Source organism: Cupriavidus sp. USMAHM13, from assembly GCF_001854285.1.
In the GTDB taxonomy this organism is placed as follows: domain Bacteria; phylum Pseudomonadota; class Gammaproteobacteria; order Burkholderiales; family Burkholderiaceae; genus Cupriavidus; species Cupriavidus malaysiensis.
The window spans coordinates 971539-984533 of the sequence record NZ_CP017752.1; the positions used below are offsets into that span (position 1 = coordinate 971539).

Genomic DNA, 12995 nt, shown 5'->3' on the forward strand with positions numbered 1-12995 from the left:
GGTCAGTGGTGCAGCAGCCCGAGCATGGCGGCGCGCACCACTGCGCCGGTCTTGTTGGGGGCATCGAGCTTGCGGACGGCGTTTTTCATATGGAAGTTGACGGTGTCCACCGACAGATTGAGGATGCAGGCGATTTCCCCTGAGGTCTTGCCGTCCGCCGCCCAGCGCAGGATCTCGGTTTCGCGGCAGGTCAGCTTCCGCGCGGAAGCCGTGGGGGGGCGGGCGTCGAACAGGCGGGACAAGGCCAGGTGGGCTACGCTGACCAGCGTACGCATCTTCGACTCGTTGCATTCCAGTTCACTCGCCGAAATGGGGCTGCCGCATCGCACCAGGGAGAGCATGCTTCCCACGCCATCCGGGCTGAAGCAGGATTGGCACCAACCCACGCGCAACCCGACGGCCTGCGCCTCGACCCAGAGCGCGGGCGTGGTTGCGAAGACGTCGTCGGTCCACACCAGCGGTACCGTGGTGCGCCGCCCGTGTGCCACGGTCGGATCGATACTCAGGTAGTTGGCTTCCTTGTAGCGGGCCTGCCAGGACGTCGGAAAGTTGCTGAGTATCGTGGTTCTGGGCCTGGACAGCGGAAGCGGCGTGCGGATCCCCACGGCAAACATGTCAAAGCCGAGCGCATTTGTCGCGCGCTCGATGCGATGGAAAGCCTCGCGTGCACACGTGCATTTTTCCATCTCGACGATCAATTCTTCCTGCCAACGGGGGGTGCTCATGATTCACCATTGCTCTTTCCCGATTGAAATCGGATTCATTAGGATGGATGGGCATAAATTCTGGTCGGGACAGCAGGATCCGCGATCTCGATGAAGGCGCGGAAATATTCTCCCATCGGCATGGAACGCCTGCATCGATTACCCCTGGCGCGATCGGCAGGCGGGAGGCGGCGGCGAAGATCATCATTCGCAATGCGGCAGATCTTGGCGGCCTTTTTACTGCCGCGTTCCAAGGGAAGGAATGGGTATGGCGAGGAGACCTGTTTCCCGGAATCGGGCCGAGAGTCTTGCATGGGCGCCTGGATGTTGCAATTGAAGTTTTTTTAATTCATATGTTCATTTGATAATGCGATGAAGATGGATTTTGTATATCTTTTTTATGAATCCCTACATTCGAGTGGTTGATATAAAGAGGTCGATTAATGCGAATGGAGTGACCGGATCCGTTCCTGGCTGGGTGGCATCGCTCGGATCCGCCGTCGTCCCGGCGGCATCACGTCGCGGGCCCGCTGCACCACGGTCCGGTGCCGCCAGGGCGGCGCAGGGCGGACATCGTGGCCTTCGCTTTGCCATGTGGGCGGCTGGGCGGCAAGGCAGGGGCAGGGCCGTTGCTTCGCGCGATGCCCGCTGCCGGGCAGGTGGCGCGAGCGGGGGATGCGGGGGGGGCGTCAGGGCAATGCAGTCTGTGTCGGCGGCGGAGTTGCGGAGGCGTCGCCTGGTTGGTCTTCGCCACGCATGGCCGCGCTGCTGCCTGTGCCGGGAACGCTCACACCAGCAGCCCGGCCGTGCGCTGCACCACGAAATCCATGAACGCATGCACCTTGCGCGACTGCCGCCGGTTGATGGCGTAGACGAAGTGGATGCCGGCGCTCTGCAGCGTGCTGGCCGAGGGGTAGCGGGGCAGCACCTGGACCAGCTGTCCGGCCTCCAGCGCGTCGCGCACCAGCCAGTAGGGCAGCAGGGCGATGCCGCTGCCGGCCAGCGTGCCTTCCAGCAGGACCTCGACGTCATTGGCCACCAGGTCGCCCTGCGGCACGACTTCGATGCCGGCTTCGCCATCGGGTCCGGCGAAGCTCCAGACCACGCGCTCGCCGGCGCGGCGGTAGCGCAGGCAGTTGTGCGCGAGCAGGTCGGCCGGCGCGGCGGGTGCGGCGCGTTGCCGCAGGTAGTCGGGATGGCAGACGGCCAGCCGCCGGTAGCGGCCCAGCGGGCGGCTGACCAGGCTGGATTCGGCCAGCGTGCCGATGCGGATGGCGAGGTCGGTGTCGGTCTCGACCAGGTCGACGTAGTCGTCGGTCAGCGACAGTTCCAGCGTGACGCCGGGGTTGGCGGCCAGGAAGGCCGGAATCAGCGGCGTCAGCAGGCGCTTGCCGAACACCCGCGGCGAGCTGACCTTGAGGCGGCCGCGCGGCTGGCCGGCGTAGGACGCGATTCCCTCGTGGACGGCGTCCAACTCGGCCAGCAAGGTGTCGAGCTGTTCCTTGTAGGTGCGGCCGGGCTCGGTCAGGGCGAGCCGGCGTGTCGTGCGAGTCAGCAGCTTGACCCCCAGCCTGGCTTCGAGCGCGTCGACCTGGCGCGACACGCTGGAGGCGGCGATGCCGAGCAGATCGGCGGCCTCGGTGAAGCTCAGCGTCGAGGCCACTTTCTGGAAGACGCGCATCGCGCTCAGCAGGTCCATGCCGGGGGTTCCATCGGTTGTCAGCCGGCCGGGACGAACAGCGGTTCGGCGCCGTCGGCGAATTTGCTGGGAGTGAACTCGATGATGTCGTAGCGTGCCAGCCCCTCGCGGTAGAAGGGGTCTTCGGCCAGCACGGCGTCGAGCTGCCGGCGATCGAGCCGGCGCACGAGGATAACACCGCCGATGCGCGGTACCTGCGGTCCCGACGCCAGGAAATGGCCGGCGCGGTAGTGGCGGTCGAGGAAGTCGCGATGCTCCGCCAGGCTGGCTTCGATGGCGGCCAGCGGTTGCACGTAGTGCAGCAGGACGATGAACATGATGGTTGCCTCAGACGGTCAGGATGATCTTGCCGAGCGTGACGCCTGACTCCAGCAGGCGGTGCGCCTGCGCGGCCTGGGCGAGCGGCAGCACCTGCTGGATGCAGGGGCGGACCCGTTCGCGCGCCACCAGGTCGAGCACGTGGTCGAGGTCGCGGCGCCCGCTGCCGCGGCAGCCCAGCACCTCCAGGCGCCGGGTGAACACCGCCTTCAGGTCCAGCGGCGCCATGGTGCCGGTGGTCACGCCGCCCAGCACCAGCCGGCCGTCCATGGCGAGCGCGGCGACCGATTGTTCGAAGGTGGCGGCGCCGACATGCTCGAAGACCAGGTCCACGCCGCGCCCGCCGGTGAGCTCGCGCACCTCTTCCGCCATGCCGGGGCCGGCCAGCACCACGGCGGCGGCGCCTGCCCGGCGCAGTGCCTCGTCGGTGCCGGCGCTGCGGCAGATGGCGATCACGCGCGCGCCCATGGCGCTGGCCAGTTCGACCGCGGCGTAGCCCAGCCCGCCGTTGGCGCCGAGGATCATCACCGACTCGCCTGCCGCCAGGCACCCGCGCCGCAGCATGGCCGCCGCCGTGGCGTAGGTGAGGGCGAAGCTCGCGCCGCGCACGTAGTCGAGCGCCTCGGGCAGCGCGACGGCGTTGCGGGACGGCACGCGCACGAACTGCGCATAGCCGCCGTCGATGGTGGAACCGACCGTGCCGAAGTGGCTGCAGCGGTTGTCTTCGCCGCGCAGGCAGTGTTCGCAGTGGCCGCAGGAGAGGATGGGGGCGGCGAAGACGCGCTCGCCGATGCGGCGGCGGTCGACATTGGCCCCGGCCTCGACGATCTCGCCGGCGAAGTCGGTGCCGGGGATGCGCGGCAGCGGCACCTGGAACACGCTGCCATCGCGCAGCAGCACGTCGAGCCGGTTGACGCCGGCGGCGTGCACGCGAACGACGACGTCGTCCGGCCCCGGGGCCGGGGTGGCGACGTCGACCAAGGCGAGCGTATCCGCCGCGCCGTATTGCTGGATCTGTACCGCTTGCATGGAAACTCCGTTCCGGGTTGAGAACGGAGCCACTCTACGGGCCGACCGCGCGGCGAAACAGCGGGCTGGCCGCAGAAGAGAAATCGGCCGCGCGCAAGAATCGGTTCCTGCAGGGATCCGGCGCATGCGCCGCGCCGGCTGGTGGCACGGCGGCACGGCGTGCGGCGGCGACTCAGGGCTGGATGCCGAAGGCCTTGACGATGCCTGCGTTGCGCTCGAATTCCGTGCGTACGGCCTGGCCGAGCTGGGGCAGGGACTGGGCCTCGATGGGTTCGTAGCCGAGATCCTTCATGCGTTCGTGCACGCGCGGCGTGGCCGCGGCGCGGTAGCTGGCCGCGGCGATCCTGGCGGCCAGCGCCTCGGGCAGCCGTGCCGAGCCGATCACGCCGACCCAGTTGCTGAAGTCCAGTTCCGGGTAGCCCAGTTCGGCGAAGGTGGGCACCTGGGGCAGCAGCGGCGAGCGCGTTTTCGACGCCACCGCATAGGCCTGCAGCTTGCCGCCCTTGAGCAGCGGCAGCGAGGTCACCATGCCGTCGAACATCAGCGGGATCTGCCCGCCCATGACCTGGGCCAGCGCCGGGCCGGAGCCGGCGAAGGGCACGTGCTGCAGGTCCAGGCCGGCCTTCTGGTTCAGGATGGCGCCGGCGTAGTGCGAGGCGGTGCCGGCGCTGTACGAGGCGAAGGACAGCTTGCCGGGATTGGCCCTGGCGTAGGCGACCAGGCTCGCCAGGTCCCTGGCGGGCAGCGAAGGCGTGCCGACCAGCAGCAGGCGGGAGCGGGCCACCGCGGCGATCGGGCGCACGTCCTTGAGCGGATCGAACGGCGTCTTCAGCACGTGCGGTACCTCGGTCAGCACATTGCTGGCGGTGACCATGATGGTCTGGCCGTCGGCGGGCGCGGCCAGCAGGGTGCTGATGGCGATGCTGCCGCCGGCGCCGGGCTTGTTGTCGACCACCACCGGCTGTCCCAGGTCCGCCGACAACTGATCGGCGAGCAGGCGCGCGATCACGTCCATGGTGCCGCCGGCCGGGGCCGGCACCAGCATGCGGACGGGCTTGCCGGTCCAGGCCAGTGCGGCCGGCACGGCCAGCGCCAGGGCCAGGGCAGCGCCGGTTCGGCGCAGCGTGGAAGGTCGGATGATGCGTGGCATGGTGTCTCCTCTTGGTGGGGGGGCGGACGCTTTGGCGTGCCTGCGTCCGTCGTTGTGTTTGTTGTTGTGTTTGTCGTTGCGTTTGTCGTTGCGTTTGTCCCGCCATGCCCGGCCGCCCCGGCCGTTCGGGCCGGCATCCGCGGCACCGCTTCGCCGCCGCGGTTCAACCGCAGGCGGCGAGGTCCCGCGGCGCGAAAGCCAGCGCCTGCTGCATGGCGTCGAACAGGACGGCGGCCGGACGCGCGCCGCTGACGCCATGCCTGCCACCGAAGACGAACAGGGGCACGCCCTGGCCGGCCCAGCGCGGCGGCGCCTGCGGTACGGCCAGCGGCGGCAGCCATGGCGCGTCGTCGTGCACGGGGCCGGGCGCGCGGATGCCGCAGGCGTCGGCCGCCGCGCGCAGCACCTCGGGGTCGCCGATGTGCTGCGCCGCGATGAAGTAGCGCGTGAACAGCTCCTCGGTCAGCGCGCCGGCGGCGGCAGCACCATGCGCCTGCGCGGCGTACTGGATCAGCCGGTGTCCGGCCAGGGTGTTGGGCAGCACCTCGATGCGCTCCAGCGCCAGCGGCAGTTCGAGGCCGGCTGCGCGCGCGGCTTCCTGCACCTGGGCCCGGCGCGCCGCCACGGCGCGGGCGTCGCCCAGGCGGGCCAGGTAGAAAGCGCGGTAGTCGAGGCCGGCGGCCGGCACGGCGGGCAGCAGCGGATAGGCACACCAGCGGACGCGCACGGGTACCTCGGGCCGCTCGTGCGCCCAGCGGGCCAGGGCCGCGTCGAGATGGCGCTTGCCGATCAGGCACCAGGGGCAGATCAGGTCGAAGTACACGTCGACCGTCAAGCAAGGCTGCAGGGTCATGGCGAGGCGGACGGAAAGATTGCCGCGGCCCGGCGGGCGGCGGCGGGGTCAGGGGAAGCGGGGGTGCCGTGCCGGCGCACCGGCCCGTCAGCGCTTCAGCCGCGCGGCGGCTGCGGCGGCTGCAGTGTCCGCGGCATGGCGGCCAGCCCGCGCAGCGACGGCCGCCGCTGCGCGACCTCGGCCAGCACGGCGCCGCGCTCCTGCGCCGTCAAGCGGTCCCAGCGGCCGATCTCCAGCGCGGTGCGGCCGCAGCCCTGGCAGTACTTGCCGGCCTGGTCCATGCGGCAGATGTTGATGCAGGGATTGCCGATGGCGGCATCGGCCGGGGCGGGATCGGTGTGGGACATCGGTGTCCTCCTGCGCGCGCGGCGCGGCGAAGAGGCCCGGTTGGCCCGGCCGCGCGGGAAAGTCGCGCAGCCGGGGCCGGGCAAGCGTTTCAGGCGGTCGCTCAGGCAGCGGCTCAGGTAGCGGTTCAGGCCGCGGTTCAGGCCGCGTTGCGCAGCGGCAGGTTGCGCTCGCCGGCGCGGCGGTTGGGCGCCATGCCGTTGGCCGCCAGCGTTTCTTCCGCGCTGTCGTACCAGGTGCCGATGCGGTAGATGCGGCGCGCTTCCTGGCCCGAGGCGATGTCACGGCCCAGCTCGCGGGCCACGCGCACGCACTGCTCGATCTGCTGCACCGAGGTCATGCGCTTGCCGTGCTGGTCGATGATGGTGTCCTCGATGCCGCAGCGCGGATGCAGGCCCATGGCCATGGCCATCATGTTGAAGGGCAGCACGTTCTTCAGCAGCGATTCGGCGGTCAGCGTGCAGCCGTCCGGCGCGCGATGCACGAAGTTGATGAAGTTGAAGGGGTTGGGGCCGTCGAAGCCGCCGCCGATGCCGATCCAGGTCAGGTTCAGCGGCCCCTTGTAGGCGCCCTTGCGCACCAGGCGCTCCAGCGTTTCCAGCGCGTGCATGCCGGTCAGCTGGAAGTGCGGCTGGATGCCCGAGGCCTGCAGGCGGCGCAGGTGCTCCTCGACCCAGGCGGGGCCGGCCGGCACGGTCATCTCGCTGTAGGCGGCCTGGTAGGCGGGGTTTTCCAGCGACGTGCCTTTCAGGTACTCCGGATACAGGAGTTCCATGATGTTCATCTGGGTGGTGTTGATGGCCACCGTGACCTGGTCGGGCTTCGGGGTCAGATCGGCCAGCATGTGGCGGGTGTCGTCCGACAGCCACTTGGCGGCCTCGCCTTCGTCCTCGGGGGCGAAGGAGATCGAGCCGCCCACCTGGATGATCATGTCGGGCACCGCCGCGCGCACGCCGGCGATCAGCTCGTTGAACTTGGACAGGCGCTTGGAGCCCTTGCCGTCGAGCTCGCGCACGTGCAGGTGCAGCACGGTGGCGCCGGCGTTGTAGCAGTCCACCGCCTTCTGGATCTGCTCCTCCATCGTCACCGGGATGTCCTCGGGGAAGTCCTGCGGCATCCATTCGGGGCCGTAGGGGGCCACGGTGATGACCACCTTGTCCTGGTTCTCGGGGTGCAGGGAATCGTCGAGGAATTGCATGTCGTCTCTCCAGTTCAGTGTTCTGGCCTCGCCGGCGCATGATGCATATCGCGAGCCGGGCGGGAGCCTGCGGGCGGATCGCTTCCGGTGTCGGAAGTATCGTGCAACGGCGCCCGGGCATTTGACGATCCGGGACGATCAATTTACATTCAGGGACAGTCAGGGAAAACACGATGTCCTACTACCTTCGCAGCGCCAGTCTCACCAACTACGTCGAAGTCGCGCGTGCCCTGGGGCTCGATCCCTACCAGCAGCTGCGCGCGGCGCGGATCGGCCGCAGCGTGCTGCTGGATCCCGACATCCGCATTCCGGCGGCCCAGGTGGGGCGGCTGATGGAGGCCTCGGCCAAGGCTGCCGGCGTCGACGACTTCGGCCTGCGCATGGCCGAGCTGCGCCAGTTGTCCAACCTCGGCCCGCTGGCCTTCGTGGTGCAGGAGCAGCCCAACCTGCTGCGCGCGCTGGAGTCGATGGTGCGCCACATGGACCTGCAGAACGAGTCGCTGTCGATGCGCGTGGAGCGCGAAGGCGAACTGGTGATCATCCGCCTGCAGCTGCTGAGCGACGAGGCCAGCCCGCTGCGCCAGGCCACCGACCTGGCGGTCGGCGTGGTGTTCCGGATCCTGAGCGTGTTCCTCGGCCCGTCCTGGCGCCCGCGCAGCATCAGCTTTTCGCACGCGGCCCCGGCCAGCACCGCCACCTGGCAGCGCGTGTTCGGCATGCCGGCGCTGTTCAACCAGGATTTCGACGGCATCGTCTGCCGCGCCGCCGACCTGGAGGCGCCGCTGCCGTCCTACGATCCGGTCATGGCGCAGCAGGTCAAACGCTATCTCGGCACGCTGCTGGCGCAGTCCAGCACCACGCTGCGGGACAAGGTGAGGAAGCTGGTCTATCTGCTGCTGCCTTCCGGCATGTGTTCGGTCGAGCGCGTGGCGCAGCACCTGGGCGTGGACCGGCGCACGGTGCACCGCCACCTGGAGCAGGAGGGCACCACCTACCTGGAGATCGTGGCGGAGGCGCGCGCCAGCCTGGTGCAGCGCTATATCGAGAATCCGGAACGCCGGCTGTCCGAAGTGGCCACCTTGCTCGGCTTCTCGTCCCTGAGCGCGTTCTCGCGCTGGTTCGCCGACCGCTTCGGCTGCAGCGTGACACGCTGGCGCGCCGGCGGTGGCGGGAAGGCGCCGCCGGCCAGCCCGCGTTCCGGCAGCTCAATACACTCCGACTAGTTGTGAAGCGTCATGTGGACGGCACTCGCGACCGACAGCGCCGCCAGGCAGTCGGCGTCGTTGCACAGGCTCGCCATCGCCGTGCCATGCGATGCACTCCAAACCGTTGACTATAGGCAACGGTCAAGCGTAAATAGCACTCCACGACTGGGATGGGAGTCCATCATGCGGATCGGCGAACTCTGCAAGCGGGCGGGCGTATCGCGCGGCACCGTCGGCTACGACGAGCGGTTGGGGCTGCTGGACAAGGCCACGCCACCGCCCGCCCGGTCCTCCCCGCTTTCCTATTTCTGGAGCGGTGACACCATGCGCAGCCGGCGCGTGAGCGAGGTCGTGCTGAGCGGCATGCTCGAGGTGCCGGAACCGCCGGCGCGGCTGCGTGCCGACTGGGCACGGGAGATCTCGTCGCACATGACCCTGGACGCGGGCGATGTCGAGGTGATGCCCCTGGCCCGCGCACGCATGCGCTGGCCGCAGTACTCGCAGTGCGTGCGGGCGGTGTCCGACTGGACCGGCCGGCTTGGCCTGCCCGGCGTGCTGGCCGGCAGTGACGTCGCGCTGATGGTGTGCCGCGGCGCGAGGTACCACCATGACGGCGAGCAGTACGGCGGCGCGGTCTTCTGCAATCTCTTCCTGAGCGAGGACAAGGGGCAGGACCTGCATTTCCCGTCGCTGGACCTGCGCATTCCGCTCAGGCGAGGATTGGCCGTGGTGTTCGATACCTGCCAGCCGCATGGGGTGATCCGACGTGGCAGCGATGGCTTCGCCGCCGCCGACTTCCCGGACGGCCGGGACGACTCACAGCTGTTCCTGACCTGGGAACTGCCGGTCGAGGATGTCCATGTCGCAAGGTCCCTCGAGGTCGTCTTCGATGCCGACCCTGCGACCGCGGCGACGCTCGACGCGGAGCAGGTGCGGCGGCAAGGTGAGAGGGTGACCGTCAGTCCCGACTCGGGGCGGTGGTGCCGGGCCGATTAGCGGAACCCGGCCAGGCGCACGTCCCAGGTGCTGGTGCTGGTGCTGGCGCTCGTCGCGTCGGGCGCCGGCGCCTGGGCCGTGCGCTGCGCCGGCTCATGACGTTGTGCGTCGACAGACCGCTGTCATTCCCTCCCGCTGTCGTTGCCCGAGCCATCCGCGCGGGCCCATTCTCCGAGAACTGAAAGCGCTTTTCATATTGTGGAATCCGGGCCGGATTTTTCCCGTCTTGGCTTTTCGGCTCTTGAAAACGTGTTCCACATCGCAGGATCTTGTTGCTATCTCATTGAAAAATAAGGATAAAGCAAGTCTTATGTCTTATATAAGAGTTCGCCGCAACGCACCAAGAACGCCATACAATGACTTCACGCTGCTTGCTTCGACATCCTGCTTCGGCACCCGTAGCGGCACCCGCGATTTCTCTCAAACGCGCTTCACTCTTAGGAAATTCAAATGTCCCAGTATCAAGACGACATCAAGGCAGTTGCTGGTCTGAAGGAGAACCACGGCAGCGCGTGGAATGCCATCAACCCCGAGTATGCCGCCCGCATGCGTGCCCAGAACAAGTTCAAGACGGGTCTGGACATCGCCAAGTACACCGCCAAGATCATGCGTGCCGACATGGCCGCCTACGACGCCGACCCGTCCAAGTACACCCAGTCGCTGGGTTGCTGGCACGGTTTCATCGGCCAGCAGAAGATGATCTCGATCAAGAAGCACTTCAACAGCACCGAACGCCGCTACCTGTACCTGTCCGGCTGGATGGTCGCCGCGCTGCGCTCGGAGTTCGGCCCGCTGCCGGACCAGTCGATGCACGAGAAGACTTCCGTCAGCGCGCTGATCCGCGAGCTGTACACCTTCCTGCGCCAGGCCGACGCCCGTGAACTGGGTGGCCTGTTCCGCGAGCTGGATGCTGCCAAGGATGCCGCCGCCAAGGCCGCCATCCAGCAGAAGATCGACAACCACGTCACCCACGTCGTGCCCATCATCGCCGACATCGACGCCGGTTTCGGCAACGCGGAAGCCACCTACCTGCTGGCCAAGCAGTTCATCGAAGCGGGTGCCTGCTGCATCCAGATCGAGAACCAGGTGTCCGACGAGAAGCAATGCGGCCACCAGGATGGCAAGGTCACCGTGCCGCACGAGGACTTCCTGGCCAAGATCCGCGCGATCCGCTACGCCTTCCTGGAACTGGGCGTGGACGACGGCATCATCGTGGCCCGTACCGACTCGCTGGGCGCCGGCCTGACCAAGCAGATCGCCGTGACCAACACGCCGGGCGACCTGGGCGACCAGTACAACGCCTTCCTCGACTGCGAAGAACTGTCGGCCGACCAGCTGGGCAACGGTGACGTGGTCATCAAGCGCGACGGCAAGCTGCTGCGTCCGAAGCGCCTGCCGAGCAACCTGTTCCAGTTCCGCGCCGGCACGGGCGAAGCGCGTTGCGTGCTCGACTGCATCACCTCGCTGCAGAACGGCGCCGACCTGCTGTGGATCGAAACCGAAAAGCCCCATATCGCGCAGATCGGCGGCATGGTCAGCGAGATCCGCAAGGTCATCCCGAACGCCAAGCTGGTGTACAACAACAGCCCGTCGTTCAACTGGACCCTGAATTTCCGCCAGCAGGCCTATGACGCGATGAAGGCTGCGGGCAAGGATGTGTCGGCATACGACCGCGCCCAGCTGATGAGCGTGGAATACGACCAGACCGAACTGGCGAAGCTCGCCGACGAGAAGATCCGCACCTTCCAGGCCGATGCATCGCGCGAAGCCGGTATCTTCCACCACCTGATCACGCTGCCGACCTACCACACCGCCGCGCTGTCGACTGACAACCTGGCCAAGGAATACTTCGGCGACCAGGGCATGCTGGGCTACGTGGCTGGCGTGCAGCGCAAGGAAATCCGCCAGGGCATCGCCTGCGTCAAGCACCAGAACATGTCCGGCTCGGATATCGGCGACGACCACAAGGAGTACTTCAGCGGCGAAGCAGCCCTGAAGGCAGCGGGCAAGGACAACACGATGAACCAGTTCTCGTAATCGTCATACCCGAAGCAAAACGCCAACCCATCGCGGGTTGGCGTTTTTTTTTGTCCGGCGGGATCGTTCGCCGGGGCGCTCATCGAACGTCTTCTTGTGGCCAGAGGGAACACCCCTCAACCTTCACGCCTCACGCCCGATCCTGCCGCCGCCGCACAAAAAAAGCCGCCACCGGACGAAGTCCGAGCGGCGGCGCCAAGGTCGAGCAGGGAACGGCGGGGCGGGCGCCGCGCGCAGCGGCGCCTGCCCGGGATCAGAACTTGTGGCGCACGCCCACGGCCACGCCCACCATGGAGTTCTGGCCGCTGGCCAGGGCGTAGCTGTTGCCCAGCGAGAGGCTGGTGGCATAGGCGGTGGCCACCGAGTCCAGGGTCAGGCCGGCATTGCGGGCGTAGGCGGCGGACAGGTAGACGTCGGTGCGCTTGGACAGGTTGTAGTCGGCCACCAGCGCGACCTGCCACGGATTGGCGACCTGGGTGCTGCCGTAGAGGTTGTGCACCTTGTCGTAGTCGTACTCCAGGGTCAGGCCCAGTGCCGGGGTGACCTGGTAGTTGGCGCCTACCCAGTAGAAGTCGTCGCGGGCGATGCCGGCGCCGGCGGCGTTCTTGTTCTGTCCCCAGCGGTAGCCGCCCATGACCTTGGCGGGGCCGAAGGTGTAGCTGGCGGCGACGGCGGCCTTGCGGAAGGTGCCGCTGCCGGTGCCGATGGTGGGATTCCACTGGTCGTAGCCGAGCGCGATGCCGAGGGGACCGGCCATATAGGTGGCGGCGGCGCCGTAGGCGGAGTCGCGGCGGAAGGCGCCGGGGACCTCGCCGTTGCCGCCGACGGCGATGGCGGAGGCGCCGGTCTGCGGCAGGGCCAGGCCGGTGCCGAAGGAGAAGTGGGCGAGGGCGGTGACGGGGCCGAACTGGCCGGTGTACTTGACGGTGTTGTCCTCGCGGAAGTTGGCGCCGGACTGCAGCACGACGGGTTCGTACTGGGTCGCGTAGGCGGCCGGCGCGAAGTTGGCCAGGGCCTCGAACATCGAGGTGTACTGGCGGCCGAGGCTGATCTGGCCGAGCGTGGCCGACTGCACGCCGACGTAGGCCTGGCGGCCGAACAGGCGGCCGCCCTGCTGCGAGGTGCCGGTGTCGAGGTTGAAGCCGCTTTCCAGCACGAACACGCCCTTGAGGCCGTTGCCGAGGTCTTCGGTGCCGCGCAGGCCCCAGCGCGAGCCGGACAGGCCGCCGGAGTCCATGCGGTAGACGCTGTTGGAGGTGCCGGGGTTGAAGCCGTTGGCGGCGGAGGGAATCGCGCCGACATGGTTGGCGAACTCGACGTTGATGTCGGCCACGCCGTAGAGCGTGACGCTGGACTGGGCGCTGGCCAGGGCCGGGCAGGCGATCAGGGCGGCCAGGGCGGCCTTCTTCAATGGCATGGTGTCTCCTCGTTCCTTCTTCGATGTGGTGGGGGAATATTGCT

Annotated in this window: 13 protein-coding genes; 4 read left to right on the forward strand and 9 right to left on the reverse strand. The window is 68.1% G+C overall.

Going from position 1 to position 12995, the window contains the following annotated elements; translation table 11 throughout:
* Positions 1–2: 2 nt before the first annotated feature.
* Positions 3–725: an autoinducer binding domain-containing protein gene (locus BKK81_RS22700; protein ID WP_071017925.1), complete on the reverse strand. Its 723-nt coding sequence runs from the start codon at positions 723–725 to the stop codon at positions 3–5.
* 47 nt (positions 726–772) lie between these two features.
* Between BKK81_RS22700 and BKK81_RS35590 the strand changes: the two genes are divergently transcribed.
* Positions 773–1069 (forward strand): hypothetical protein, encoded by a 297-nt coding sequence (locus tag BKK81_RS35590; RefSeq protein ID WP_156811424.1) that lies wholly within the window; start codon positions 773–775, stop codon positions 1067–1069.
* 422 nt (positions 1070–1491) lie between these two features.
* Here the strand turns inward: BKK81_RS35590 and BKK81_RS22705 are convergent, their stop codons facing one another.
* The 7 genes from BKK81_RS22705 to BKK81_RS22735 form a co-directional block, all read right to left on the reverse strand.
* Positions 1492–2403: a LysR family transcriptional regulator gene (locus BKK81_RS22705; protein WP_071017927.1), complete on the reverse strand. Its 912-nt coding sequence runs from the start codon at positions 2401–2403 to the stop codon at positions 1492–1494.
* Between the two features lie 20 nt (positions 2404–2423).
* Entirely contained in the window at positions 2424–2720 is a 297-nt protein-coding gene (locus BKK81_RS22710; protein ID WP_071017929.1) for a YciI family protein, read from the reverse strand.
* Positions 2721–2730: 10 nt separating this feature from the next.
* Positions 2731–3750 (reverse strand): alcohol dehydrogenase catalytic domain-containing protein, encoded by a 1020-nt coding sequence (locus tag BKK81_RS22715; protein WP_071017930.1) that lies wholly within the window; start codon positions 3748–3750, stop codon positions 2731–2733.
* 172 nt (positions 3751–3922) lie between these two features.
* The gene (locus BKK81_RS22720; RefSeq protein WP_071017932.1) at positions 3923–4900 is read right to left on the reverse strand and encodes a Bug family tripartite tricarboxylate transporter substrate binding protein; all 978 of its coding nucleotides are present in this window, start codon (positions 4898–4900) and stop codon (positions 3923–3925) included.
* A gap of 163 nt (positions 4901–5063) precedes the next feature.
* Positions 5064–5753: a DsbA family protein gene (locus BKK81_RS22725; RefSeq protein ID WP_071017934.1), complete on the reverse strand. Its 690-nt coding sequence runs from the start codon at positions 5751–5753 to the stop codon at positions 5064–5066.
* A gap of 95 nt (positions 5754–5848) precedes the next feature.
* Positions 5849–6100, reverse strand: coding sequence for a DUF1289 domain-containing protein (locus BKK81_RS22730; protein ID WP_071017935.1), 252 nt, complete (start codon positions 6098–6100; stop codon positions 5849–5851).
* 137 nt (positions 6101–6237) lie between these two features.
* A complete protein-coding gene (locus BKK81_RS22735) occupies positions 6238–7296 on the reverse strand; it encodes a 3-keto-5-aminohexanoate cleavage protein (protein ID WP_071017937.1) in 1059 nt (352 codons plus the stop codon).
* Positions 7297–7469: 173 nt separating this feature from the next.
* Here BKK81_RS22735 and BKK81_RS22740 point away from each other — a divergent pair, with 173 nt between their 5' ends.
* From BKK81_RS22740 to BKK81_RS22750, 3 genes are all read left to right on the forward strand, one after another.
* Positions 7470–8519 (forward strand): AraC family transcriptional regulator, encoded by a 1050-nt coding sequence (locus BKK81_RS22740; RefSeq protein ID WP_071017939.1) that lies wholly within the window; start codon positions 7470–7472, stop codon positions 8517–8519.
* Between the two features lie 306 nt (positions 8520–8825).
* Positions 8826–9497, forward strand: a complete 672-nt coding sequence (locus BKK81_RS22745; RefSeq protein ID WP_231908228.1) for a hypothetical protein — start codon at positions 8826–8828, stop codon at positions 9495–9497.
* Positions 9498–9947: 450 nt separating this feature from the next.
* The gene (locus BKK81_RS22750) at positions 9948–11534 is read left to right on the forward strand and encodes an isocitrate lyase (protein ID WP_071017941.1); all 1587 of its coding nucleotides are present in this window, start codon (positions 9948–9950) and stop codon (positions 11532–11534) included.
* Between the two features lie 253 nt (positions 11535–11787).
* Here BKK81_RS22750 and BKK81_RS22755 read toward each other — a convergent pair whose 3' ends face one another.
* A complete protein-coding gene (locus BKK81_RS22755) occupies positions 11788–12951 on the reverse strand; it encodes a porin (protein WP_071017943.1) in 1164 nt (387 codons plus the stop codon).
* Positions 12952–12995 lie beyond the last annotated feature (44 nt).